Below are 26,515 nucleotides of genomic sequence, written 5' to 3'. Positions count from 1 at the left end.
ACCGCCTGCGATGGTCAGCCCGGTCGCGCCCAACGTGGAGGCCCCGTTCGTGAAGCCGGCCGTGTTGATCACCGTACCGCCGGTCGTCAGACTGTCAGCCACCAGGTTCGGGTTGGTCGCGATCGTCAGATCGGTCCCGTTCTGTGCGATCGCGATGTTGTTGCCCGCCGTGATCGTCTGCCGGGTGCCCGGTGCGACGTTGGCAACCGCGGTGCCCGTCACCGTACCTGTACCCGTCTGGGCGGTCGTGATGTCAAAGCCCCGGTTTGCGACCGCTGCCGTATTGGTGATGGCGGTGTTGTAGTTGTCGAATGCGCTTTGCACCGTGGTAGCGGTCGTCCCGCCCGTCGTCGCATAGGTCGGCCCGGTATAGGTACCGTCGGGGTTAACCGTTCCGCCGATGACGCCCGCAAACTGGTTCTGCACGCCCGTCAGCTGGCTGACGTTGACCGCGTCGGTCGCAGCGGTACCCGCGGCAAGGTTGCCGAGCGTCTGGAGCGCGCCAGGTGATGCACCCGTGCTGCCCGGCGCAACCAGCGCCAGCCGGTTGGCCGTGCCACTCTGCTGGACCGGACCGATCGTGCCGCTGGCGATGCTGTTGCCGAGGTTGGTGATCGCCGTGGTGTTGCCGGCGATGGCGCCGGTGTTCGTCGCAACCTGCTGGTTGGTGGCAAACAACTGCGCGCCGTTGACCGCCTCGGTCGAGGTGGCACTCAGCTCGCCCTGATGAAGGTTGCCGATCGTCGTGCCGCCCGTCACGCCACCATCGGTCGAAGCGACGCCTGCAAGCGTCGTGCGTGTCTTGGCCGCGTCATCATACTGCACCGAGTTGTCGGCAACAGCACCAATCGCCTGGAGCTGGCCCAGATTGACGGCATCCGTTGTCGCAACGCCAGCTGCGACGTTGGCGATCACCTGATTGCCAGCATTGATCCCGGCGGTGGTGACGCTGGGGCCGCCTGCGATGGTCAGCCCGGTCGCGCCCAACGTGGAGGCCCCGTTCGTGAAGCCGGCCGTGTTGATCACCGTACCGCCGGTCGTCAGACTGTCAGCCACCAGGTTCGGATTGGTGGCGATCGTCAGATCGGTCTCGTTCTGCGCGATTGCGATGTTGTTGCCCGCCGTGATCGTCTGCCGGGTGCCCGGTGCGACGTTGGCAACCGCGGTGCCCGTCACCGTACCTGTACCCGTCTGGGCGGTCGTGACGTCGAAGCCACGGTTTGCGACCGCTGCCGTATTGGTGATGGCGGTGTTGTAGTTGTCGAACGCGCCTTGCACCGTGGTAGCGGTCGTCCCACCCGTGGTGGCGTAGGTCGGCCCGGTATAGGTACCGTCGGGATTGACGGTACCGCCGATGACGCCCGCGAACTGGTTCTGCAAGCGCGTAAGTTGGCTGACATTGACACCATCGGTCGCCGCTGCGCCCGCAGAAACGTTGGTAATCCGACGTTCGGCACCCGCTCTACCGATGGACACCTCCGACGTTGGGGCCGCAGCACCAGTGGCATAACCGACACCTGTAGGTGCCGCAGTACCTGTCCGAGAACCTGCACCGAGCGCTAGCGAATTGTCATAGAGGGCCCTTGCGGTGTTGCCGATCGCAACACCGAACGTGCCGGGTGCCTGGGCATCGGATCCGATCGCGATCCCGTAGTCCCCGGTAACGATGGATCCACTGCCGATTGCCAGACCGAGGAGGCCGGACGATCTTGCAAGTGTACCAATCGCGACCGCGGCCTGCGCACTAGCGTTCGTGTTTTGGCCGATCGCGGTCGCACCACCTCCACTCGCCTGGGCGTTATTGCCGAACGCTAGTGCGTTCGCGCCCGATGCGTTCGCCGTCAGGCCGAGCGCTGCCGACGATGTGCCCGAAGCGACGGCATTGAGCCCGATGGCGGCGCCATTCGTACCGCTTGCTGTGGCAGCGTTGCCGATTGCGAGCGCATTGGCTGCCGTCGCGCTGCTGTTTCCGCCGACTACGATGCCACCTGCACCCGTCACCGTGCTACTGTTGCCTGCGACGATAGCGTTCTGAGCATTTACGGTGTTCGTGTTGCCGAACACGGCGGATCCGGAGGCGTTCACGGTGCTCGCCAAAAGGTTATTCGAGCCATGGACGTTGATATTGTTGCCGTTACCAGCCGTATTAGGTCCGTTCACCGTATTGTTGTTCCCGGTGACGAACGTGCCGTCTCCGTTCACGATATTGGGATCACCAACCGCGTATGAGGCAGTCCCGGTGACAACGTTGCCAGTACCAAACGCACCGGAGCGGGCGCCGGTCACTTGGTTGTTGTAGCCGACCGCGGTGCTGCTTTGAGAATTCGCAACGCTGGCAGTACCGATAGCAACGCTGTTGGCACCGGCAGCGCGCGCGCCGCTCTGGACGACACCACCGACCGTCGTGCCGTCACCACCACCAACCGCGATGCCGTAGGCGCCGGTCGCCTGCGATGCACCCGCAGAGCCGAAGCCCCCGGTGGCGCCGCCCAGCGCCAGCGCACCAATACCGCTTGCATTGGCGCTTTGCCCCAACGCAATAGCCCCGTTGGCCGTCGACGTGGACTGCCGCCCAATCGCGATCGAAGTCTGCCCCGTCGCATTGGTAAGATTGCCCATGACGATAGCCCCGTCGCCAGAGGCAATCGCCGGGGAGTCGTCGCGCACGCCGATTGCTATCGAATTCTGAGAATTAGCCTTTGCACCCGAGCCAATCGCCGTTGCGGCACCAACGGCACTACTCGTGCTGCCTAGAGCTGTGCCCCCGGTCGATGTCGCATTGGCGCCGATCGCGACCCCGGTCGAATTCACCGCATTCGTCGTTGCACTGGCGCCCGTGCCGATCGCGATATTGTTGGTGCTTGCAGCGTTGGCGGAGTCGCCGATTGCAATCGCAGAACTCGCCGCGGCTCTGGATCCCGAACCGACTGCCACGGCACGAATACCTGAAGCCGTCGCCCCGGCGACGGCGACAGGGGTGGTCGCTCCGCCTTGCGCGACAATATCACGGCCACCAATTGCAACCGAGTTCGATCCCGAGGCGATGGCGGAGAGTCCCGTAGCCGTCGCGCGGGTCGATGCGCTAGCTCCATACCCTACGGCAACACCACCATCGCCCGTCGCCGACGAATAGGCACCTAGGGCCGTGACACCAAATTTACCCCCACCGTTTGCGCTGCATCCTAGCACACTTGAATAGGTGCCGTCGCCGTCGATTGGGTTCGTCTCCGCCGGGCGTGGAATGCCGTCAGGCCCCGTGTCAGCGCCAGAGTTGCATGCTCCCGTGCTGTTGTAGGTGTTTGCGCCGGCGGTCGTTGGATACATCAACCCGATGCCGAGCGCTCCTACGGCCAGCATAGCTGCGACGGGCAGGTTCGCGTAGAGTGCTTTGGAGATGATTTCCGCCCGGCCACCGGGCCCCCCCGCCGGCAGAGCAGCCGCCATACTATTCAGACGTAACGGTGAGGCGTTGGCCAAATTGGCTGAAGATTGCTTGTTGGCCTGTTTCCCTCGGGCCTTATCGAGAGCTGTCGACCGCCGTGCAAGACGGTTCTGTTGGCTTATGGTTGCAACGTTATGGCGCTCGGTGGTCATTGGCTGTCTCCAATTTCGGTTGAAGTATTGTTCCGAACAAGCGCGGACGATCGACCGGAGGCTCTACGAGCGTTCGGTGCCGGGCTTTCGGTAGATGTCCTTGGGATTCAGATGTTAATGCGCGAACGGCGAGCGCCGTTGATCACATGGCGCAGGCAATATTTGATAGGCAGCGCTCAGGCGATACGCATGCGAGGCGCGTCGCTCTGACGGTCATTGTGCGTAAGTGGTGGTCAAGTCGACGACCACACACGTATCAGTCCCGGTAGGGACCAGAAGCGTTTCCGTGGGTCCCTGTTGCATGACAGTTACTCCAACAAGTTGCCCCCGCGCCTGAGCGCGTGTCGTCATCGCATTGCGCACAGCATCACAAGACAAGGGGCTCGGTACGACCTGCACCGCAACTAAATCGCACCGCCCGGGCGAAACTGGCGTTGCAACGATCGTGCTTACACCTGACGGGATCGGTTCTTTCTCTGGGTAGCGTTGCGCGACTACGACGTTCACACTACGCTGATCGCCGCCTTTCGGGTTCCAGTTCGATAGCGTGTCATATTGACTGGCTCCCGCAAGTATTGTTGCACCAGCTGCGTTTATCTGTGGCGCGCATGCTGCCACGCCATTTTGCCGAAGTCGAACTGCAATGTCGGACAGTCGGGTCGACGGGGCAATGGTGTTGGACTTTACCGCGCTCGTTTTTGCAATATCACGCTTGGAAGGTAACGTGGCAGCATTCGCATCCACTGATACTGTAGAGAACAGGATGTTTGCTATTATGAGCATCACGTCCCCATAGATTTTGCAATGACCAAACCCGTACATTGGCACCTCCATCACCATCAACATCACCGGCGAGCTGCACCTCTAAGATGCTACATTTCGCATGCCGAATCGGACTGACAAATGTCATATGTGATGGTTCTGAGCTTTCACGATTAACGGGATTTTAAAAAACCAGATCAGCGCTAATTTAGCGCTCTGATCGATAGATCTAGTCGTTTTGGGTTGAACGAAAGGTCGTGATTTAGCCATTCAACGCGGCCATGGATGATTTTCAGGTCTTCCCATCCGCGTCGGATCCGCAACGATCGATCTGCTGCCGAACCTTAAGCCCACTAAGCCCGTCGAATAAAGAACGATGATGCCACGAGCGAACACGATTTTCGTTCACGCCCACCACGTTATGCCAACCTAGGCGCGCTCGAGATTAACAGTAGAGCCGTCACCTATTCGGCGCAGCGCTTCACGTGAGTTGGCTTCAGGTCGAGTCCAAATACCGTTAATACGTTGTCGTATAAACTGCACCGCAAACCTAGAAAAGTCATTAATTATCAGCTGCTTATACATGTGTTTCAATGCAAGATTTTGCCGCAAGCTTTCATCATTGCAAACGCAGCGTGCAAATACCTCCGGAATCCACACATCGATAATAAAACATCATAATCGGTGCATAGATCTGCGAATTCTAATTGATATAAATCAATACATAAACACGATAGACCGATAACTATCTAAGATTAAACATTTTATCTAGGAATTATGATTTATATCGTTCACTGGGGACATGACATATGTCTATGCACTTTTGCCTTAATTTGGAGGATGTGGAAGCTTTGGTTTAGGCGAGCGTGCTTGCCTTGCGATATTTATGGAAGACGCAATGCCGGGGTTGAAAATCTTAGTCGATAGTCTCGAGCAAATAGAGCCTCTTAATGAGGAGGCGCGAGCAGCTATTTTAAGCGCAGATTGTGTCGTCCGATCATATGCCGCCGGACGGTACGTACTGCGAGAAAACGATCGGGCGGATTTTATCGGGATAGCAATTGAGGGATTTGCCTTTAGTCATAAACAGACTAGTTCTGGATCTAGACAGGTTTTATCGCTCATACTGCCAGGTGAAGCGCTAGCCCTCGAAAACATATATTTAAACCAGTTAGATTGTAGTATACAAGCTCTCACCACATTCAGTGTGGGGCTCATTCATCGAGATGCGATGAAACGCTTTATGATGCTACATCCTACGATTGCGAATGGTATCTCTACAATGCTTGTTTATCGTTCCTCATTTTATAAGGAATGGATGCTAAACATTGGTCGACGCAATGCTAAAGAGAGAGTCGGGCATCTGCTCTGCGAAATTGCCGTTCGTTTGACGGGAGGCAACACAACTGCCGATCGAAGTTTCAAATCCCCCCTGACTCAAGAGCAAATTGGCGATGCCCTCGGCCTTACGGCGGCTCACGTCAATCGCGCAATGAAGTCTCTTCGTAATGAAGGCTTACTAATTAGGGAAAAAACGTTATTCAAGCTACCCGAATGGGATAAATTGTGCGTACTAACCGATTTCAATGATGGATATCTGATCAACAAATGATAGAAATATGAGATTAATGCGGCCCTCACACTAATATAGCGCCCTCAAATTTAACCACTCTTCAATTTTAGTATTTTTTGATCCTATCAGATGATCAGGAATATGATTTGCTGGTTATGAATCCTCGGCGCTCGCCAAATTACTTTCAGCTACACGACAGATAGCCAAGTCCTTTCTGAAACGGTTCTCTCAATTAGGATCGAATTTTGGGAATGCCCCGGGTTGGGCAGGAAAGCGGATGGGCGGCTTTTCAGACGCCGCAGAACAAAAAGCCGCCGTCGCGAGCAGCACGGCTGTGTCTTACTCAGTGACGTTTACCGTGATTGTATCCGATACCACTTGGGCATAGCGGACTGGCTTGGACGGGAAGTTGAAGAGGAATACCCAGGCTCTCACCTTGTATCGACCTGCTCCTGGGAAGATCGTTCTTGTGCTTTCGTGAGTGAGGACGCGGTAAGGCGCTGTTGTTGATATGGCAATCAGCTCTTCTAGCTCTAGAGGAGGCGGGGGCGGTGAGCCTGCCATTGGCGCGGCAGGCGCGACTGGTTGCCCGTCTTCCGAGATGACTTCAAACGCAATGCCCCGTGTGGGTTGCAGAAACGGCGATACGGCAAAAGTATTGTCCTTTGCGGTAAGGTCGACTTCGATGGGCGCTTCCCCACGCATGGACACGGTAGCCGCATGCAAGCGAACCTCGATAGAGGGCTTTTCCCCTGCCCATGCTGCTTGAACGGGAGGACTCTAGGGTCAGGACTCATTGGTCATAGCCAGAAAATGACAGTGGCCGCGAGCGCGACGGCAGAGAAGAAGACGGTTGGGCAGCGGTCGTAGCGAGTGGCGACGCGGCGCCAATCCTTCAGACGGCCGAACATGATCTCGATGCGGCTGCGGCGCCGGTAGCGGCGCTTGTCGTATCTGACCGGCTCGTTCCGCGATCTGCGGCCCGGGATGCAGGGTTGGATGCCCTTGGCTTCCAGGGCGTCCCTGAACCAATCGGCGTCATAACCACGGTCGCCAAGCAGCCACTGTGCTTTCGGCAGATCGTCGAGCAAGGCTGCCGCGCCGGTGTAGTCGCTGACCTGCCCGGCGGTCATGAAGAAGCTCAAGGGCCGCCCATCCGCATCGCTGACGGCGTGCAGTTTGGTGTTCATGCCGCCTTTCGTACGGCCGATCAGGCGGCCGAGATCCCCTTTTTTACCCGCAGACTCGATGCCGTGCGGTGTGCCTTCAGGTAGGTCGCATCAATCATGACCGTTTTCGGTACGGCTTCTGCTGCCGCGAGCCCCTCCATCATGCGCAAGAACACACCCCTCTCGCTCCACCGCTTCCAGCGATTGTAGAGCGTCTTGTGCGGCCCATAGTCCGTCGGCGCATCACGCCAGCGTAGCCCGTTGCGATTGACGAAAACGATACCGCTGAGCACCCGCCGATCATTAACCCGAGGCTTGCCATGGCTCTTGGGAAAATACGGTTGCAGACGCGCCATCTGCTCATCCGTCAGCCAGTACAGGTCGCTCATCCACGCTCTCCTCACGGAGCCTGAATCAGATCGCGCCTCTCACATCAATGGGTCCTGACCCTAACATGATCAAAACCCTCGCGAGACAACTGCAAGCGAATATCAGTTATGGTGCGCGCTTTCCCGCTTCGCGCGATTTCGAATGCTCGCTCGATGATTGCCATACGAAGAGGTATCACGAGAAGCGAGCAATGAGGACTGTTTCCTCACGATAAACAAATGTTACTTTTCCGGGGCCGTTTTGCTTACTGTGGCGTTAAGCCTGCATGACTACTGACCCATTGCGTGCCGCCTACGACGCGGGCTTGAAAAGTGGTCTGACGAAAGGCTTTCCAAATGCCTGCCCGTTTGCCGTACATGAGGCCATGGATGAGCGGTTCGCATGGTTAAGTGGGTTTAGCGTTGGCAAAATCGTTCGGACCGGCAAGTCGTAGAGCCAAAACGGTTCACTAATTCAGGGTCACGAATTCATTAATATTTCGTCGTTTGTGAGAACCCTACCCGTTTAAGTGGGGGCGTTCCTGATCTGAAAGCAGAATTTAATGCGTGCGCCGTAAGGCAACAACATTGCAGGTGCGCAGCAATCCAACGATCGCCAACCCTAGCTTGGGCTGGCGATCATCTTGCAGACATTGGCGCGCCCACGCTACGGGCCTGTGTTGGTCGCAACGATCGTCGGCCTTGGGATCTATATGCCGCTGTTCGGGCTGACACTGTTGATCGTGAGGATCGTTGGAAGGTTCCTGCTGCGACGCCTCCCTCGAGCGCGGATCTGGCTGGGACCGGAGTCTCCCGCCCTTCGTACTGCCTGAGCAACCAGACGAGTTCGTGGGCAACTATGTGAAAACCCTGTCGCAATCACGACTATGCGGCAAACAGGTGTTTTCGGTACATATCATTCCAATGGCCGGCAGCAGTTTCCGTATCGCGAAAATCAGCACGTTCGCGACAAGGCTGCGGCGGCGCGCTACGTGTGTGTCGCTAACGGCGATCCGCTGTAGCGCTTCTGCTTACTGGTGAGAGGTAAGGCTTGCAGATAGGCACCTACAAGATCGCAGCGTAGCACGTTAATGCTCGATACCGATTCATCCTAAACCTTTTTGTACCGCACTCTTACGTTTTGAATTCCATTCGCCTATAAATCCGGTCGAAAGCTTCAAATGAGCGATCGGACCGGTTCATGAATGCCATCGTCAACCATATCGGTGAACTTGCGGACGCGGGGGAGCGGATGATCGAACGCTTGCGGCGCAAGGCATTCCTGCCCGAAAGCCGGAAGGGCCTCAATGTCCGCTTCGGAATCGCCGAGGCGGCGCAATTGCTCGGCTGTTCGACTAACCGGATCCGCATGGCCGAGGATGATGGTCGCCTCCCCCCTGCCCCGGCGGGTGAAAATGGGCGGAGACTTGGCTATTCGGTCGAGGAACTGCTGCAGATGCGCGAGGTACTTGGCGCCTCTCCTGCTCGCGCGCCGCTTGATGTCCCCGCGATCATTGCAGTGCAGAATTTCAAGGGCGGGGTGGGCAAATCGACGGTTACCTGCCACCTCGCGCATTATTTCGCGGTGCAGGGGTACCGTGTGCTGGTGGTCGATTGCGATAGCCAGGCGACGACAACGACGCTGTTTGGATTTAACCCCCATTTCAATATCACACGAGAAGAGACGCTCTACCCCTATCTGTCGATCGATCCGACCCAGGCCGACCTGCTGTATGCGGTCAAATCGACGCCGTGGCCCAACGTCGACCTTATCCCATCGAACCTCGAATTGTTCGACGTCGAATACGAACTCGCCGCGGCGGGGTCGGACGGGCAGTCAGTGCTCGCCGCCCGCTTCCGCAAGCTCAAACAGGGGCTGGCCGATCTCGCGCGCAATTACGACGTGGTACTGCTCGATCCCCCACCTGCTCTCGGGACGATCAGCCTCGCGGTGATGCAGGCGGCAAATGCGCTGCTCGTCCCGCTCGCCGCGACGACGCCCGATTTTTGCTCAACCGTCCAATTTCTGTCGATGATGAACCAGGTGCTACAGCAGCTCGCGCATGCCGGAATAGAGGTCGAATACAGCTTCCTCCGGCTGATATGCTCGAAGTTTGACAGCAACGATCCCAGCCATGCGATGGTCCGCACGATTATGGAGCAGAGCTTCGGTCCAGCCTTACTCCCGGTGCCGATCTTGGAATCCGCCGAGATCAGCCATGCTGCGATGCGGATGATGACGATCTACGAGCTTGAACGCCCGATTGGTACGCCCAAGACGCACAAGCGCTGCCGTGCCAATCTTGACGAGGCCATGGGGCAGATCGAGCAGCTTGTCCGGCAAGGCTGGGGCCGGGTCGAGCCCGCACGCGAGGAGGATCTACTCCATGTCGCGTGAGCCAGAATTAGTGCTGTCCTGCGCGGCAACGTTCCTAATAAGTTTAATGCGGGAGGTGCCGCATGGCGCGTAAGCAATCCGACTATCTCGCGGCCTTGCTGGCCGACGAACCAGCCGAAATTCACACCGACGTGCCCCCTGCCCCGCCCGCGCCTGAACGGACGCGTGGGACGACACTGCTCAGCCGCGAGACTGCGCTAGCACGCGTGACCAGCGGGGAAGTGCGACAAGTGACGCAGCTGCTGCTTGACCCTGCACGCGTACGGATCTGGCCGGGTAATGCGCGTAGCTACCAGCATCTGACAGAAGAAGGCTGCCGCGAGCTGATCGATTCCATCATCGCCGAGGGCGGGCAAAAGGTTCCTGCAGTGGTACGTCGTGTCAACGGCGATCCTGCGCATGACTTCGAGGTAATCGCGGGCACGCGACGCCACTGGTCGATCAGCTGGCTACGCGCGCATTCCTATCCTGAGATGCAGTTCGTGGCGCAGGTTGCCAACCTCGACGACGAAGCCGCATTCCGGCTCGCCGATCTCGAGAACCGCGCGCGTAAAGATGTGTCAGATCTCGAGCGTGCCCGCAATTACGCCGAGGCGCTCAAGGCGCATTACGGCAACCACCTGACGCGGATGGCGGAGCGGCTCAAGGTGTCAAAGGGCTGGCTGTCAAAGATGGTCAAGGTTGCACAGATCCCCGACGCGGTGATCACCGCGTTCGCCTCCCCCGCCGACGTCCAACTCAAACCTGCCTATGCATTGGCGCAGGCGCTCGACGACAAGGTTGCCGCTAAGGCTATTGAAAGTGCTGCTCGAGATCTCGCGCGTGAACAGGCCGCACGGCGCGATCGGGGTGCGGCCCCCTACCCTGCTGCCGACGTGCTGCGGCGGTTGCTCGAGGCGTCGACCGATCCCGCCGACGCGGCGCCCCCGTTCACCTGGACCACGCCGCATGGGCGCCCTGGGCTCAGCATCCAGTCGAGCAACCGACAGGGCGTGACGATCCGGCTCCATGCCGGGTCGGGCGCCGGGAACGACGAGCTGGTCGACGCGCTGCGGCAGGCGCTAGTGCATCTGGAGGCCGAAGGCCGCGGACTGCAGCGGTGAACGTGTTTCCCCGGGGAAACATGCTACGGCTTATATCAACGCGGACGGTTGCCGCCGCCGCCCCGACGATGTTTCCCCCGGGAAACACTCAGGGCGTGGCGGCATGACCCGCGCCGATCGTCAGAGGGTGTCCGAACGGTTCGACCTGCTCCTCCCCTATCTCGCCGACCTGCCGCTGCGCGACCAGCGCGAGATGATGGAGCGTCCGTTCTTCAGCCTCGCCAAATCGAAGCGCGTCAAACCGATCGATTATCATAGCCCCGACGGCAAGTTGTGGGTGCACGTCTCGGGCAACCCCGATTACGGGATGGCGACGATTTGGGATGCGGACATATTAATCTATTGCGCGAGCGTTCTGGCGGACATGGCCCGGCGCGGAGTCAACGACGTTCCGCGCAAGCTCCACCTTATGCCCTATGACCTGCTCCGCGCGATCGGGCGGCCCACGACCGGACGCGCGTATGAGCTGCTCGGCCAGGCGCTCGACCGGCTGGTGTCGACCACGATCAAGACCAACATTCGCGCCGAGAACCGCCGAGAGGCGACGTTCAGTTGGCTCGACGGCTGGACGCAGCTGGTAGACGAAAAAACCGAGCGGTCGCGTGGGATGACGATCGAGGTGTCGAACTGGTTCTGGGAAGGCGTGATGATGCAGGGCGGGGTGCTGTCGATCGACCGTGCCTATTTCGACCTGACCGGCGGGCGTGAGCGCTGGCTGTACCGCGTCGCGCGCAAGCATGCTGGCGGGGCAGGGGAGGTCGGCTTCGCGATCGCCATGCCGACGCTGTTCGAGAAGTCGGGCGCCGAAGGGCAATATCGCCGCTTTAAGTTCGAAATCGCTAAGATCGTCGAGCGCAACGAGCTGCCGGGCTATGCGCTCGCTTTGGAGACGCCGGTTGGCAAACGCGAGCCATCTCTGCGGATGCAGCGCCGCAGCGATGTCGAGCGCCCGCTGAAGACCGTGGCGGCGCATGGGGCAGGGGGCGCTAAGGCTGCAGCAAGGCCAACGTCAACCAACCCCGCTGCGACGGTTAACGATGCGAATGAGACGATTGACGTAAGAGCGCTGCTGCGACGGTCGCGGACCAGTCTGGCGACACGAGCGACAGCTGGCGAAATCACCGACGCAACGATGGCAACGCTGCGCGCGGAATGCCCGGGTTGGGATTACCAGACGTTGCACGATGAGTTTCGCACGTGGGTTGAGGCGGACAGCGCCCGAACGCCGGTTAGTTATCAGGCGGCGTTCATCGGATTTGTCCGGCGGTACCATGAAAAGCATCGCCACGAACTTGGGCGTTAAGACTGCTTCGTCTTACGAACCGCTCTGCCCCGGGAGGGCAGGGGAGCGCGAGTACGTCAAAATTGCTATAGACTGGCCCAACCGTTCCCGAAGTGTCGGGCTTGGGAATGTCCCTCCCGCTTGACGCTTGAGTACCTGTCGCAATTGAACGTCCCTTCGGGCAAAGCTTACCGAACTGATTCAATTGCTCCGAAAAAATTACGCAATCGAACGAGCCTTCGACACTTCAGGAACAAGGGTCGATCCTTCAGGAACGCAAAGTCGATCCTTCGGGAACTTAGTCGTCGACACTCTAGGAACGAAACGACGACACATCCGGAACAACGCTATCGAGCTAACTCACGGAAAACAGGGCAGTTAAAGCCCTTTAAGAAGCCACCTAACTCATTAACATCAGCTATAAACCCTCTAACCAGCGAGTTTGTATATCTTTGAAAAATGGATTGAGTCGTGCCTGTATCCGAGCATTGTCCATTATGCGGGGGTCGATGACCGACCGCTTGTGGATCGCTAAGAATGGAGTGGTCCGGTGGTCGAAAGCGAAAATAATCTAATCGCAGCGTAAACGCCATCGGTAGCGGATCAAACTGATCCGATCCGATCCGAGGTTCCTCAGGGCCGGCTAGCCGTTAAACGAGATACGCGCCTCCTGCCCCTTCCATGGCCGTCAGGCATGCTTTCGTGCCGCGATAGTCGCAATTGCGTTTCGCATCAGTCGAGCACGGCTAGCTTCAACCTGATCACGAGTATCAAAATGATCGTCCAGCGCGCGTGTCGCAGCTACCTTTTCTGCATCCGGGGCATCCGTAAGGATCTGTCGCAACAGACCCGCCCGAACCGCCCACCACTGGGCATGAAGGTGGTCAAGGTTCGCATCGATGCCGCTACGGACAAGTTCCAGCTCCGTCATTTGCGCAGCTCTCTGGCGATTGGGATAGGCGTGACCAAGTTTGCGAACAGCGATGAAGCGGCGGGCGTGGGAGGCACGGCCTTCGCGATCGACCCACCGCGCACGTAATCCGGCCTCCACGGCGCCGACGATGTCATCGCGCCAGGTGTCGCCCACCATCAGCAGTTCACCGGCCTCGCATCCCAGGTGTGCCGTCAGGCCGGCGTAGAACGCCCTGTCAGGCTTGATCGCGCCTGCGTCGAAGGAGAAGTGCCAGATATCCACCAGATTGCCCAGGAGGGCTTTCAGCGGGGCCGCGTAGGGTAGGGCGAGGTTCGAGGCGACAGCGATCCTCACACCCTGCTCGCGGACTTGACGCAGCGCATCCAGCGTGTCGGGGTAGAGCGCGATCGTCGTCAGTTCCTCGTCCAGCATCGCCAGCTCGGCATCCGGGTGCCGCAATCCCAGCGCCGCGGCATAGTCGGCGAGGCCGATTGGCTGGACCATCGGCGAGGGCAGGGCCTCTGCCCGGTCACGGGCCTGCCGGATCAGCCGCTCGAATGGATGCCGCTTGCGACCGATATGGACCAGCGTACCAAACGCATCGAATGCGACTGCACGGGTGACCGGCGGTGGAGCATAGAGGCGATCGGCAGCGGCGAGCAGGCGGGCGTATTGATCGTCGCTGACGCTGCCGGCCCGGGTCATGGCATCGGCGGTCACTGCCGCGTCCGGATCGGTCGGCTCGCGGAAGATCATGACCGCCTCATCTTCCCGATCGCGGTCGGCCAGGTCAGCCAGGACGGCAGCGTAGGCGGCTTGCTCGGCAGGTGTGCGGAAACTTGGAAGCGCATCGCTCATGGCAGGATCGTCCTGGCTCGATGGGGTGATGATCGTCGATACGTCCGTCTCTGTCGCAGCAGCTTGTCCGAAGCGTTCGCTTCTGCGACCATAGACCTGCGGTTCGGTCAATCCCGGCCGTGGGGCGTAGGAACCCCGATAATCACAAGTCCGGTCGAGAGCTTCTCGGCCGGGTGGCTGTCACGCATGTCCAAGGCTTGCCCAAAGGTGGCAGCGCCTTGTGCTTGTGCAGGGTTCCTAACACCCGGCTTTCAGCCGGGTTATGCCTCCATTCCGAGCGAGGAGGCATCGCGGTGGACGATCTAAAACAGAAAATGCGGGAATTGCTGGGCGGGCTGGGTGAATGCCGGCAGCTTGGATCGGGTCCGACCAAACTCGAGGATCTCCTGTGTTTGGAGATGACAGCAATCAATCTAAACCGGCCAACCAACATGACCAAACCTCAGGATGTCTATGTCGAATGGATGGCTGAAGAAGCTGAGCAGTTTGTGTCATTGGCGAGAACGTTGATGCTGGAAACCCGTGACGGATTTTCGGGGCATCAGCGATTGCTGTTTGGGGGGATCATTGTCGATCTGAATCAGAATCTAGTGAAATTTATCAATGACGCTCTTTTGATAATGGGGGACAGGCAGGAGATACGCCGACGTATCGAAGCTAGCTAGAACGATTGGGCTTGAGTGACATAAGCCGGACCGACGATGTGCGTCCGATGTGCGTCCGTGCTTCTAATTTGCACCCTTCCTGCACCCTATCCGCACTCTAATTGCCCCCTATTTGCACCCTATCTCTTTCTCAGAGGTCGTTCTGTGCATGAATGCATCACAATTGCATCATATCTGCGCTATAATCGCATCATTTGCGCATCAGATCTGCATCATTGAGTATGCTAGCCTGCTGAGCTGCGCTCATCAGGGTAGTTTGGACCCCCTTAAGCTCGGCCAGCCCGTTTCCGATCTGTCAGCGCTTCATTTTCGACCCTTAAATCCGTGATTTTAGGTCGTACACCATACGCACCTTTCGGTGCTGATAGGTTATTGAAATAAAACGGCAAAATTATAAGTGCGCCGAGTAAACTGTGCCGCGAACGTGCCTCTAAGTAAAATAAGTAATGATTTATCAGCAGCTTGTCGTAGTCTATCTGGACACAGAGCGTGCCAGGGGACGTATGAAGCTTGAGAACTGGGTGCGGGTCCGGCTGAACGAGAGCCAGATGCTGGTTTATGCCGCCGAGGCCGAAGCGCGCGGCATTCCTATCAGCACCTATCTGCGTGACCGGCTGGCGAGTGCGGACCTCATGCGCGAGGAGCTTGCGAGCATCCGCGCTGCCATGATCGATATGGGCGAAACGATGGATGAGCTGCGCGATCAGGTGGCAGAACGGCTCGTTGCACCTACGCAGGACACAGGCGAACCCAGTGCCATAGAGATCGAAACTTTGCTGTTGTTGCGCGTCCTTTCAGGATCGCAAAATCGACAGATGGTTACAGCCGAAATTGAACGACAGGGACTAAAACCTTTCCGAATACCGGGACCGCCGACAAGGAGCCGTTGAGCTGGTAAGGTCGCGACACAAAAGGGGCTCGGCATACGCCGAGCCCGAAAGTTATAGGCCCGGGGAGATCAGTGGGCTGCTCGACGCGAGATAAACGAGGCAACCGGTTCCCACGATATGACTGCCGTTAAAAGCGCGATCACCGTGGTCCAGATCAGGTCGTTGGTAATGGCATAAGCAGCAAGGCCGTACATAGCCGTGCAGTAGAGAACGCCGATCGCAGTTGTCGTGCGGGGAAGGGCGCTCGCTAATGCAGTCAGGATTGCGGTTATGACGCCAATTGCGAAAAATGCCGCCAGGACGATCAGCGCCGGGTGCCAATGCAATGTTGTGAGCGCGTTCCATCCCCACACTGCGGAATAAATCGGGACCGCGAGCAGCGGGGCAAAGAAAACAAGCTTGATGGCACCCAGAAACAGGCCATCACCTTCGCGGACATAGATACGATCCATAACCCACCCTCGACGGATCCTATCTTCACCAACGCCCGATTGAAGGCATACCGGCAATGTCAGCGCGTGGATTGCCAGTAGCGAGGATTGTCACAGCCATTCGGTTGTGACGCTGACGGCCGTTACCTGTTGTGTGCCGTCGCCCTCAAGCGCACTGCTCTTCCATGACGCTGCTACAAGCAATTGGGATCACGCTGCCGATCGTGCAGGCACCTATGGCCGGCGTGTCCACCCCCGAGTTGGCCGCGGTCGTTTCAAACGCCGGTGCGATGGGCTCGATCGGAGTAGGCGCGACAGACGCGTCTGGCGCGCGTGCGATGATCGAAGGCGTGCGGGCTCGCACCAAGCGGCCGTTCAACGTCAACCTGTTCGTTCACGCGCCCGCATTAAGCGACGCCGCGCGCGAAACCGCCTGGCTCGGCGCGCTTGCCCCGGTGTTCAATGGCTTCGGCGTCGAGCCTCCCGCGGCTTTGCGATCGATCTATAAAAGCCTGGTCGAGAATGACGATATGCTCGCCATGCTGATCGACCTTGCCCCCCCGGTAGTCAGCTTCCATTTCGGCTTGCCGAGCGCGAATGCGATCGCCGCGCTCAAATCAGCCGGGTGTGTTCTGCTGGCGACTGCGACCAACCTCGCCGAAGCGCACGCGGTGAAGGACGCCGGGATCGACGCCGTAGTTGCCCAAGGTTGGGAGGCAGGCGGACACCGAGGCATGTTCGACCTTGACGCACCGGATAACTGCCTGGGCACAATGGCGCTCACCCGCCTGCTGGTGTTGCGCTCCGGCCTTCCAGTGATAGCCGCGGGTGGTATCATGGACGGGCACGGGATCAGGGCCGCGCTCGATCTCGGGGCTGTGGCGGTGCAGCTCGGCACGGCGTTCATCGCCTGCCCCGAAAGCAGCGCGGATCAGGCCTATCGCGACGCCCTGACCGGGCCAGGTGCGGAACATACGGTGATGACGCAAGCAATATCGGGGAGGCCCGCCCGCTGCCTGCGGAACCGCTTCACAGAATGGGGGGAGCAAGCCGGGCTCGCCGCACCCGGCTATCCGATCGCCTATGACGCGGGCAAGGCGCTGAACGCGGCTGCGAAAGCAGCCGGTGAAAGCGGATTCGGAGCGCAATGGGCCGGGCAAGGTGCGCCGCTTGCCAGAGCGATGCCAGCGGCCGAGCTAGTCGCTACTCTCGTTGAAGAATGTCGAGCCCAGGCTCGTTAGGATGCCGAGAGTTGGTTCGATCAGGAGCTACGCCAGGCTTGGCGCAACTAGGAAAACACGATGTCGGACCTACCCTCACGGCGCGAGTTCAAGGTGCTGAAGGCGCTTTGCCTCGACAGCGTAGAGGACCGCAGCCAATGGCCGGGTATTGGGGCCGGCACCGAGGCCGCGCTAGTTGCGAAAGGGTGGATCATTCCCTCGACGTGCGAGACGTATGGCACGGAGGGCTTTCTGGTCACCAAAGCCGGACAGGAAGCGCATGAGGCTGGCTGGAATGCTGGCTTCCGCTAAGCTGAGGTAAAAAGGTCTACCTTTTGGCCCCGGCTAATGGCCGACGTGAGCGTCACAACCGCTCGATGTAAGGACCTTCGACTCTCCGTTTGGTAATTACAGCTGAGCGGGCGCAACCAATCTTCGGAAATTCTCGGTCATTAGGCGCTCAATGCTGTTAGTGGAGATCCCCTTCAGCCGGGCAAGATCACGGTAGACCGAACCGCCACCGCCAGGGGCGAGCGGAATGCCTTCCGCCATGCCAAACGGTCCGTCGGTCTCAGGCAGCAAACGGTCGATTGGCATTGCGTCTACGGCATCGCGTCCGGACCTACTGGCCATCATGCCCGACCCAACCGAAAACCAGCATCCAAGGCTGTTTGCGCGTTCGATTATCGGGCGTTTTGCTGAAAACCAGTGAAGCACGAATGTCCCGGCAAGTGGCTCGAACTCCAACATGTCGAGCAGCATCTCGACGGCGCCGCGGCTGTGGAGGGAGATAATGCGGCCTCCGGCTGCGGCGCAGGCGTCGAGGATCTCATGTAGAACTTCGGCCTGCGTTGTCAGTGTGTCACGGTGGGGCTTCGAGCCGTCGAGGCCAACCTCACCGACGTATTCGGTGGTAGGCAGTAAGTCGTGAAAGAGACTTAGTTCGTGTCGACGGGTGGCTGCCAGTTCCGGGTGTAAACCGAGTGCGGTGCGAATCCTGCCGCCCTCCGGTGCGAGCGCCGAAGTTCCGGCGAACGCGCTCGGCGTCGTCGTTACTGACAGGACGTATACGCCGTCGTCGGCAGCCTTGCGGGCGGTCGCTGCTGGATCGGGATAGAGGTCGAGATGGCAGTGGAAGTCGATTAGCGCCATCGCACCGTGCCAAACATGGTGCCGAGCTCGGCTAACCCGCGGCCGACGGCGTTAATCGTGAGTGCCCGTGCTGCAGCGTCCGCGGGGAGCGGGCCGGCCCGAGCAACCCACCGGCCGAACTCGCTTGGACTATTATTACCATGTGCGGCCACGGCATGTCTCGCTGCTAAGACGTCGTCGTTGCGCGAGCTGGCTCGTAGCTCATTTAAGTAAAATGTTCCGTCGTGCATCATTGCGTTATGGAACGACGCCCGCCTGATCAAGCATGGCACGCACCTTCCGCATTGACCGTTTGCGCGTTTGCCCTTGCCGCAGGAATAAGTCTCGGCAGCGAGATCGGCCAGTCGTGGGTGGTGACCTTGGGCTAGCATTTCGCCCTTGGTGGTCGCGAAAAATGGATTGCGCAACTCCGCCTGAACGCCAGTCGCCCCCCAGACCTCATTTAATAGAGTCATGAAGTGTGGATGGGTCGTGCGTGTGCTGAGCGATCCCATCCGCCTGTCCGTAAACGGCGGATTGATCGCAATCAGTGCGTTTTCCGGGACTAGCACCTCACGGATCCCGCAGCCTGTCGCGGCAAGCGCCCCGTAGGCGAAGAACAGGATCGACCGAGCGCGGGTCGAGCCTTCATATGGTTGGTGCCATCGCTCGGCCACCCGACCTTCGAAGCGGTGCGCCTCGAGTCCCAATGCAGCAGCCAGTCGCTCCTGCGGTCCGATCTCCTTAGTCGATCCTTGGCTGACAAGAAGCGGGCGGGCACCGCCGTTCAGCGCCGCGAGTGCGCCGAGAAAGCTGTCTAGCCCGCCCGAGAAGAGGCACACCGTGTCGCGATCGTGAAGCCGACCCTGGACGTGCGGGCACGCAAGCCCGCCGGCGCGGAAGGTGAGGTGCCACACGTCGCCAGTGAGAAACCGAAGGGCTTCGGCCAGCTCCGTCGCCTGAGCAGTCCATGGAGTCGGATCAACAACGGCAACGTCGAGCCCGATGACGCGCGTCCAGCCATTTGCCGATCCTGATCGTACAACGAACCGGTCGGCTGCGAACACCGACATTGCAATCGACATGAAGTCCCAAGCCGCCGCGCTTGGTGCGTTGGGAATTTGTTTGCGCACGCGGTCGACTAGCGTTGCACCCAGACCCGGCAGGTCTGGTGTCCCGCTGGCGAACAGGTGGACACCGATCATGTTAGGCTGACGGTGCGCCGCAACGGCATCGGCGGTGACGGGCGTTGCCCGAATGGCGAGGTCTACCATCGGGTCATTTCCCCATAAACGGCGCTTGTTATCTCGGCGACGATCCCGTCGAGACCAGCTGGGGCCAACGCCCCTCCGGTCCGCTGGATGATCGGCGTCGCGATCTCGTCTGCAGCTGCGCGGACCAGGTCACGTAAGGCGTTCTCGCGCTGGACCGCCACCGCGGGCGGTACGTTCTCGGCTGACTTCCCTTGCTCCGACGCAACCGCTGCAAAAACTAGTTCGGCGACGAAGCAGACCGTTGCCACGACCACCACGTGGTCTGTCACAGCGTTCAGGTCGAATACTGGTTGATCACCGAGAGCCTCGAAGAGCGCTTCGGCCATAGCTGATCGAACCACGTCCTCGTCGAGGATGCCCGGTGGACAGAATTGGTCGACAATTGCGGTAATCGCCTCTTCTAGCGGCCGGCCTGCGAGGGTTCCGAGGTCGAATCCTGCGACTACAACTGCCGCGCCGTTCGCCCGTGCGACGGATGCTAGGGCCGACAGGGCGGCGCCGCCCGTTCGTGCTGCCCGTGCGTGGCGGGCTGACGCCCGCGGCCCCCCCATGGCCCGGGCATACCGGCCAAGCGCACGACGGCCGGCTGCTGGGTCGCCAGTGCCCATGTATTCTCTAAGCGCCCGTCGCATTCCTGACAGGGGCGCTGCCGGTAGGACGTCTGGCACAGCGGGCGCGGGTTGCGGTTGATCGGGCGCAGGCGGATCCTGATCCGCCCAAGGCGCGACCAGCGGTGAACCGCCTGGCGTCGATGGCTTAGACTGTGATGTGCCCATCTACTTGCCCCCTAAATACCCCTTGCCCCGTAAGGCGAACTTTACCCCTGAATTAATTGTATCCTGCGGGACGTCATCAATCAGCGCCTGCAATTGGCGCTTCCCGCCTTCTGACTTTTCGCCCAGCAGTATAGCTCCTTGGATGCCGGGCAGCTTGCTGGTCCAATCGCCCTCGCGCAGGCTCGCGACCATCCCCGCCATCGTAGCGACGCGCTCGTCGACGTTCAGACGGTCGATTACGTCGGTAGCGGCCGGCGAGTTTATGCTGGTCACACTAAGGAGCGCCTTCACGGCCGCTCCGACGCTGTCATTCGTCCTAGAGCTGGCCGGTGAGGCCATCACGTCGCGGCTGAGGAACAGCGCTGGCTGCAATGCCTTTGGATCGTCGAAGCGAGGTTCCAGCCGGCGCCATTCCTCAATGAACGCTTCGTGCGCCTTCCATGCCGCTGGAGCATTCGGGCGCTTGACGCCATCGCCCAGATCCTCGGTGGCCCTGAGCTGGAGGTCAGCGCCTTCTTCGCCGGCCATGACCATCGTGTAAAGCGCCTGGGTCGCGTCGGCGTCGGTGCCGCGCTCAAAGATTGCGAGCTTCGCCAAAGTCCCAAGGTCGATCTTCATCTTCCTCGTAGCTGCGAGCGATCTGCGTAGCATCACTGCGTTGAGCAGGCGCTTGATGATGCGCGGGTTGCCATCGATCTTGTCCGCCGTGGTGAGGGTCGGCGCTAGCCCGTCGGCGGTTCCGAGCATCTCAAGAAGTCCGGCGGGACGGCCAGCAACACCATCAATTTGGTCGGCGGTGAAACTTGCCCCGTCCCATGCATTCTGCAGTGCTTCGAGCAATACCGCCTGAACGTTGCCAAGCGCAGTGGGCGCAAGCTTCTGGGTAAATAGAGAGTACATATAAGCGCGCACATCATCGACGCCGACGCGGGGGACCCGGAATGGCACCTGTATGACCTTGTCGAGGTAGTCGTGAACGTGCTTCGCGTTTGGATCACTGAAGTGCCTCGCCACGGAATGGCGGATCATGTCTTCGTCTGCAGCGACTACGAAGGCGGTGCCGGGCAGGAAGAGGAAAAGGCGGATGGCTTCCAACGTGCCAATCGCAACATCCGGCAGGCAACGGTCAAGATTGTCGACGAAGACAATCAGAGGACGGCCGAGTTCGTCTAGAATCTCGCCGAACTCCTTGCGGAACGCAGCTATCTCCTTTGGCGGCGTTTTTGCCTCCTCGGGTTTAATTAGCTTCGACCAGCCCTCTTGTGCGTCCTTTGCCACACCCTTCAGGTCCTTGGCCTCGTCGCCCCCGCCGCCACCTGAGACGAGCGACGAGATTGCCGAACCCGCCTTAGTCAGCAGCCCTGGCGGGACCCCGAACGCCATCCCAATGCCAAAGTCAGCGGCCATGCTGATTGCACGGAAATAGTTCACGCGTGACGCGAACCGCTTGATCTTTTCCACCAGCTTTTCATCGTTTTTAGCGGCTTTAAGCAGGGTGTCGGCGACCACCTCCATCAACGCGGCTTTAGAATCGTCAAAGCCTTGGTAAAGCCAGGCATCAAAGTCGATGAAGAGAGGCGGTGTCTCGCCGCTTTCCAGCTTGCCTCTGACAAGCCTGAGCACTGTCGATTTTCCGGTGCCCCAAGTTCCGAACACGCCGATCGAGAGAGGGAGCATTTCCTTGGTCGTCGCAAGCGCACCAATCTGGTCCGCTAGTTCTGTAAAATTCAGGAAATCCTCAGCGCTTTCGCGATCACTCCACATGCTCTACTACTCCCCCGAGTTAAAACTCGCTCAATTTATCTTCTTAGTCGAGCCCTGTTTGGTACATTAAGACAAATATGCCGTGTTTCGCCTACCACCGAGTTTACCGACGCTGGGTTCGGCCAGTGGCTCAATTCCAAGGGAGGGAGCGATAAAATTCATTAACGATGTCAAAGCAATGGTCAAAATCTGGAAGCTCCTCAAGCTCTAGCCCAAGCGTATTCCAGTCCTTTTTGGCCCGATCCCTGACGGCAAGCTGCCCAAGCGCATCGCGATCAGGATTTATATCACGTGCGCGGCACTTTTCGTGTAGGAAAGCGAGCAGGTCAGTTTTCTCACTTTCATCAAGTGAAAACTTTTCCAGTAATGACGCAATATCATACACATCCTGGCGGCGATTTCGATTACGCTTGGGCTGTTGGAGCAACGCCCGTAGTTTCTCCGCTATCAAATCAAGCAACGAATAAGCTCGGATTGTCACTCCCTCGCCAAGCTGAACAATCTGAATTGCGTTCACAGGCTCTCGAAACGCAATGTCGACGTCCAGCACGTCCGAGGCGGTGCCAGCCCGGAAGAGCCTCTCTTGCGGGGCACCCCGCTTCGCATAGCCGACACGAAGTGCGAGCAGGGGGCCGGTCGCCTTAGCAAACATCTTAGCGCTGGGCTCATAACGCGATGATTGGACGTTACACATTAAGTCAGGATAGCCGAGCTTAGCTGCCGCTCTAGGAAAGGCATCGTTGAGTGCCGCCTTTAAGGCTTCAGCCATTTCCATATTTGGTTCGCTAATGGCGGTGAAGTCAACATCGCCGGTTTGTCGAGGGCTTTTATAGACTACCCCCATTAAAATTCCGCCCTTGAGAAATATCTCGTGAGAAAAAGGTTTGGTCATTGCCAGCGCAGTCAAGAATATCTCGGTTACCTGCCTTTCGAGATAGGCTTGAGGATCGAGCCTTGCCTTTTCAATCCATTCACCAATATTGACGGTAATCTGTTTTCCTTCTTCTATACTATTAGGCATTGAGTGATAGCATCCACTTCTCTGAAAATTGCGGTGCAAATGGCTTGCCCGGATCAAGGACGCGGCTTGAGCCCCGCTGCGCAAAACGCGCCCAAGCAGATATTCGGGCATCGGTAATGCCGATATGTTCTTCTAATATAAAGCCAGCGCGGACTTTCCAAATTGGCTTCTCGGCTCTCTCGACCCGCTCAATAATTTCATCGCAGTAGGTTCGGCTATGCTCCGTCCAGATGTCGAGAACATGCGACATTCCTCCGCATCGGTCGGGACTATCAAGCGTGTCAAGAAAGGTCTGCCCGATCGTAGCGATCCTCGATAGGCTACCCTTGATCGCGATCTGATCACCGGCAAACTTCGTTGTGTCGATCGCAACTGGCCGGCCGCGCACGGTCTCCGGATGGGTTACGGCCTTGGCTGGTTCGATATCAGCCTCAGGATCTTCGAGGCTATCTCCATAATCACCCTCCATTTGCTCACGTACAAGTTGACGCCGTAAAGTCGGGATCGGTTCGACAAGAAAGAGGCTCTCGGGACGTCTATTAGAGAGGCCGTACCGTTGCAAAGCAGATAGATGAGCAATGTGGCAGAATGGATCAACCGAACAAATAACATCTTCGGCTGGTGCATCGGAGCGATCCACGATCCGCCAGTGTGAGCCGTAGTCATTGTCTTGGCGGATGACACCCTCGCTTCGTAGCAGGCTGCGTGTTCGCCGAAAAACGTCACGGCTTGGTGTCGCACCCCGGAGATATTTAGCACTGCCGGACTGATATATCTCCCAGAGCTCGCGGAAAATATCATAATTAGAAAGGACGGGCTTCGGCTGTCGAATAAGCGCGCGGGACAGGGTCTCGGCAAGCTGCGTCATCCGCTTGCGTTGCTGAAAAGGGCGCAATCGTTCCGTCATTTACGCAGCGTCCTATATGCTATGTCCTAAGGACATAGCATATAGGACGCTGCCGCAAAGTCAAGAAGGCTGCATCTTTAGGGCATGCGCCCAATTGACGTTTCACGCTGTGTACGATATAATCCGTCCTAAGGACGGATTATATCGTACACATGCATAGGTTGTTGTTGACGCGCAAAAGGCGTTCAGCGAAGCAATAATTCTGCTGGAATGCTTAAATAGTCGAGGACTGGGCATTAGCCCGCATGCTGATCGGCGTGTGCGTGATCCAGTCGCCTCCCAGCATGGGATATGGGCCGTAGAACAGGTCGCCAAGAGCGCGCCGGTAATGCGCGTTCATCCAGCGTCGGCGCCGATGCTCAGGACCGTCATGGATCATGTGGCAGCGCTGGCAAAGCGCTGCGAGCCGGTGCAGCGCACTGTCACTGGGGTCATGGTCGAGATGCGCACAGGCCAGGACGACCGGCGTCCAGCGGCCTTTCGAGAGAATGTTCTCCACGGGGCGCCGCACGCGCCGCCCCTTGCCGTTGCGCCAGCACAGGCGGCTCCTGTCCCACCACCGTCCGTCGCCTAGGTGGAAGACCCGCTGCCCGTGCGGCCGTGCGCAATGCTCGCACCGCCCCTTTGCCCTGCCGAAGCGAACGTGCTGCGACAGCTGTGGCCAGTCGATCGGATAGAGAAAGACGTGTTCGGGACGGATCGGCATCAGACAAGTCCCGGCGCAGCGGCCGTCAGCGCGCGGTAGAGCGTGGCGTGGTGGCATTTGAGCAGCTTGGCTGCTTCCCGCACAGAGGTTCCCTCAGCGACCAGTCGCTGGCCCAGGGCAACCTGTTCGGTTGTTAGTTTGGGCGGGCGTCCGAAGCGTACACCCCTCGCCTTTGCCGCTACCCGCCCACTGCTAGTGCGTTGGTGGATCAGCTCGCGCTCAAACTCGGCAATGCCGGCAAATACGGTGAGCACCATGCGGCCCGCTGGCGAAGTCGTATCTGCCCAGGGCTCGGCCAGTGAGCGCAGGCCGGCTCCAACATCCTTCAGCTTCTCGGCAATGTCGAGCAGGTCGCGGGTGGAGCGTGCCAGCCGATCGAGCCGCGTCACCACGACCGTGTCTTCGTTGCGCAGCTGCTCGATCATCTTGACCAATTCGGGCCGGTCACGCTTCGCGCCCGAGATCTTCTCCTCGAACGTCCGCTTGCATCCGGCATCCTTCAACGCGGCGCGTTGCAGTCGGAGATCTTGGTCATCGGTGGACACACGAGCGTAGCCAATCAGCATGTCGCATAACTGTATCGGAATCAACGAATTATGCAACAGACTTTTGCGACATTTGCGCACGAGTGAGCAAGAGCGTTGGGCACTCCGTCACAAAACTTAGGCCTTTGCCGGTGCGGCCCAACCGATCCGCGCCAACGTGCCAAGCAGGGTAGAGCGCGGTACCTTGAAGGTCCGGCAGACGGAAGCTTTGCTGGCTCCGCCATCCAGTGCGGCGGTGATCCGTTCGAGCGTTTCCGCGTCGATCATAGGTGGCCGCCCCCCTTGGCGTCCTCGACGTTTGGCAGCGGCTAGTCCCGCCATCACTCGTTCGCGCGTCAGCGCACGCTCATACTGAGCCAATGCACCGAACAGCGAGAACAGCAACTCGCCGTGCGGCGTGGTCGTATCCATCTGCTCGGTCAGCGATCGGAACGCGATGCCGCGCGCCTTCAGGTCGGTGACGATCGTCAGCAGGTGGGGCAGCGAACGTCCTAACCGGTCGAGCTTCCACACAACCAGCGTGTCGCCCGCGTTCAAATAGTCGAGGCATGCTTTCAGCCCAGGTCGATCGTCGCGAGCGCCCGATGCCTTGTCAGTATGGAGATGCCGATGATCAACGCCAGCTGCTACCAGCGCGTCACGTTGCAGGTCGACCGTCTGACGATCGTCGGCTGACGACACCCTCATATATCCGACCAACATGTACGACAAACCTTCGAAAGTACGTTCTCGCACACTTTACCAAAGCGATAGGGTTTGTCGATCATTATGGGTGGAGGTGGGTATGGTTCGGTGAAAGCGCAGGTCGGGGGTGTCGGCTATCATGTGTTTTCCGACATTGGGCGGGGGTAGTCGGCGCCCATATCCGGACACCCGGGCATGCGATCCAAGCTCCCTATAAAAGCCACTCGTTCAGCGCATCTTTCTCGGTTTGGAGTTGCCCAATATGCGCCAACCTGCTGCCCCAACTTTCACTGTCCCATGAAAGTCGTCGTGCAAACTAACTTAAATCAAGTTCTTTTCGGCAACCTATGGTATAAATCATAAATTGCTGACCGATCGCGGCCCTCGGCAACTGAGAGACGCAATGCTCCCGCCAATGTTACGGGAACCCTGTTTTGATCTCGGAAATTGACCCTCATGGTCTGATTGCGAAAAGCCTATC

The 26,515-nt window shown here is 58.9% G+C and carries 22 protein-coding genes; 8 read left to right on the top strand and 14 right to left on the bottom strand.

Features of this window, described 5'->3' with window-relative positions:
- Together C8J42_RS19020 and C8J42_RS19015 are read right to left on the bottom strand one after the other, a co-directional pair.
- Positions 1-3,324, bottom strand: a 3,324-nt coding sequence (locus C8J42_RS19020; protein WP_347812422.1) for a hypothetical protein, incomplete at its 3' end; no start/stop codon positions are given.
- A 483-nt stretch (positions 3,325-3,807) separates the two neighbouring features.
- Entirely contained in the window at positions 3,808-4,443 is a 636-nt protein-coding gene (locus C8J42_RS19015) for a hypothetical protein (RefSeq protein ID WP_133021387.1), read from the bottom strand.
- A 799-nt stretch (positions 4,444-5,242) separates the two neighbouring features.
- Between C8J42_RS19015 and C8J42_RS19010 the strand changes: the two genes are divergently transcribed.
- The gene (locus C8J42_RS19010; RefSeq protein ID WP_133021386.1) at positions 5,243-5,968 is read left to right on the top strand and encodes a Crp/Fnr family transcriptional regulator; all 726 of its coding nucleotides are present in this window, start codon (positions 5,243-5,245) and stop codon (positions 5,966-5,968) included.
- Between the two features lie 761 nt (positions 5,969-6,729).
- Here the strand turns inward: C8J42_RS19010 and C8J42_RS19005 are convergent.
- A protein-coding gene (locus tag C8J42_RS19005; protein WP_133021385.1) for an IS5 family transposase occupies positions 6,730-7,487 on the bottom strand; the annotation gives its coding sequence in 2 pieces (ribosomal slippage) (positions 6,730-7,154 and positions 7,154-7,487; 759 coding nt in all).
- A 1,180-nt stretch (positions 7,488-8,667) separates the two neighbouring features.
- On the opposite strand from C8J42_RS19005, the gene C8J42_RS19000 reads away from it, so the two are divergent.
- The 3 genes from C8J42_RS19000 to C8J42_RS18990 all read left to right on the top strand — a co-directional run bounded on the left by C8J42_RS19000 (position 8,668) and on the right by C8J42_RS18990 (position 12,270).
- A complete protein-coding gene (locus C8J42_RS19000) occupies positions 8,668-9,864 on the top strand; it encodes an AAA family ATPase (protein ID WP_093400996.1) in 1,197 nt (398 codons plus the stop codon).
- A gap of 62 nt (positions 9,865-9,926) precedes the next feature.
- A complete protein-coding gene (locus C8J42_RS18995; protein WP_093400995.1) occupies positions 9,927-10,967 on the top strand; it encodes a ParB/RepB/Spo0J family partition protein in 1,041 nt (346 codons plus the stop codon).
- Between the two features lie 103 nt (positions 10,968-11,070).
- A complete protein-coding gene (locus tag C8J42_RS18990) occupies positions 11,071-12,270 on the top strand; it encodes a replication initiator protein A (protein WP_093400994.1) in 1,200 nt (399 codons plus the stop codon).
- A 667-nt stretch (positions 12,271-12,937) separates the two neighbouring features.
- Here the strand turns inward: C8J42_RS18990 and C8J42_RS18985 are convergent.
- Positions 12,938-14,131, bottom strand: coding sequence for an HAD family hydrolase (locus tag C8J42_RS18985; RefSeq protein ID WP_093400993.1), 1,194 nt, complete (start codon positions 14,129-14,131; stop codon positions 12,938-12,940).
- A gap of 182 nt (positions 14,132-14,313) precedes the next feature.
- Between C8J42_RS18985 and C8J42_RS18980 the strand changes: the two genes are divergently transcribed.
- Together C8J42_RS18980 and C8J42_RS18975 are read left to right on the top strand one after the other, a co-directional pair.
- Positions 14,314-14,685: a hypothetical protein gene (locus tag C8J42_RS18980; RefSeq protein ID WP_133021384.1), complete on the top strand. Its 372-nt coding sequence runs from the start codon at positions 14,314-14,316 to the stop codon at positions 14,683-14,685.
- Positions 14,686-15,188: 503 nt separating this feature from the next.
- Entirely contained in the window at positions 15,189-15,575 is a 387-nt protein-coding gene (locus tag C8J42_RS18975; protein WP_165895566.1) for a hypothetical protein, read from the top strand.
- Positions 15,576-15,643: 68 nt separating this feature from the next.
- Here C8J42_RS18975 and C8J42_RS18970 read toward each other — a convergent pair whose 3' ends face one another.
- Positions 15,644-16,027 (bottom strand): hypothetical protein, encoded by a 384-nt coding sequence (locus tag C8J42_RS18970; protein WP_093401037.1) that lies wholly within the window; start codon positions 16,025-16,027, stop codon positions 15,644-15,646.
- Positions 16,028-16,191: 164 nt separating this feature from the next.
- Between C8J42_RS18970 and C8J42_RS18965 the strand changes: the two genes are divergently transcribed.
- Together C8J42_RS18965 and C8J42_RS18960 are read left to right on the top strand one after the other, a co-directional pair.
- Entirely contained in the window at positions 16,192-17,247 is a 1,056-nt protein-coding gene (locus C8J42_RS18965; protein ID WP_133021382.1) for a nitronate monooxygenase, read from the top strand.
- A 60-nt stretch (positions 17,248-17,307) separates the two neighbouring features.
- Positions 17,308-17,538 carry a hypothetical protein gene (locus tag C8J42_RS18960; RefSeq protein WP_093401015.1) on the top strand — a complete coding sequence of 77 codons (231 nt, stop codon included), beginning with the start codon at positions 17,308-17,310 and terminating at the stop codon, positions 17,536-17,538.
- Positions 17,539-17,634: 96 nt separating this feature from the next.
- Here C8J42_RS18960 and qatD read toward each other — a convergent pair whose 3' ends face one another.
- The 9 genes from qatD to C8J42_RS18915 form a co-directional block, all read right to left on the bottom strand.
- A complete protein-coding gene (gene qatD / locus C8J42_RS18955) occupies positions 17,635-18,378 on the bottom strand; it encodes a Qat anti-phage system TatD family nuclease QatD (protein ID WP_093401014.1) in 744 nt (247 codons plus the stop codon).
- Positions 18,369-19,631, bottom strand: coding sequence for a Qat anti-phage system QueC-like protein QatC (qatC, locus tag C8J42_RS18950; protein ID WP_133021381.1), 1,263 nt, complete (start codon positions 19,629-19,631; stop codon positions 18,369-18,371). Before qatC ends, qatD begins: the two co-directional genes overlap by 10 nt.
- Positions 19,625-19,957, bottom strand: a complete 333-nt coding sequence (locus C8J42_RS18945; RefSeq protein WP_093401012.1) for a hypothetical protein — start codon at positions 19,955-19,957, stop codon at positions 19,625-19,627. Before C8J42_RS18945 ends, qatC begins: the two co-directional genes overlap by 7 nt.
- Positions 19,958-20,407: 450 nt before the next feature.
- On the bottom strand, positions 20,408-22,171 hold the full coding sequence (locus tag C8J42_RS18940) for a KAP family NTPase (protein WP_093401011.1): 1,764 nt from the start codon (positions 22,169-22,171) through the stop codon (positions 20,408-20,410).
- A gap of 130 nt (positions 22,172-22,301) precedes the next feature.
- Positions 22,302-23,192 (bottom strand): nucleotidyl transferase AbiEii/AbiGii toxin family protein, encoded by an 891-nt coding sequence (locus C8J42_RS18935; protein ID WP_165895565.1) that lies wholly within the window; start codon positions 23,190-23,192, stop codon positions 22,302-22,304.
- Positions 23,185-24,099: a hypothetical protein gene (locus tag C8J42_RS18930; protein ID WP_133021379.1), complete on the bottom strand. Its 915-nt coding sequence runs from the start codon at positions 24,097-24,099 to the stop codon at positions 23,185-23,187. Before C8J42_RS18930 ends, C8J42_RS18935 begins: the two co-directional genes overlap by 8 nt.
- Positions 24,100-24,313: 214 nt before the next feature.
- On the bottom strand, positions 24,314-24,805 hold the full coding sequence (locus C8J42_RS18925) for a hypothetical protein (protein WP_243644622.1): 492 nt from the start codon (positions 24,803-24,805) through the stop codon (positions 24,314-24,316).
- Positions 24,805-25,371 (bottom strand): recombinase family protein, encoded by a 567-nt coding sequence (locus C8J42_RS18920; RefSeq protein ID WP_093401009.1) that lies wholly within the window; start codon positions 25,369-25,371, stop codon positions 24,805-24,807. Before C8J42_RS18920 ends, C8J42_RS18925 begins: the two co-directional genes overlap by 1 nt.
- A gap of 96 nt (positions 25,372-25,467) precedes the next feature.
- On the bottom strand, positions 25,468-26,052 hold the full coding sequence (locus C8J42_RS18915; RefSeq protein WP_093401008.1) for a recombinase family protein: 585 nt from the start codon (positions 26,050-26,052) through the stop codon (positions 25,468-25,470).
- Positions 26,053-26,515: the final 463 nt, after the last annotated feature.

Source organism: Sphingomonas sp. PP-CE-1A-559, from assembly GCF_004340965.1.
Taxonomy (GTDB): Bacteria; Pseudomonadota; Alphaproteobacteria; order Sphingomonadales; family Sphingomonadaceae; genus Sphingomonas.
Note: the sequence above shows the minus strand (reverse complement) of the source record. Positions and strands in the feature narration are given on the sequence as shown.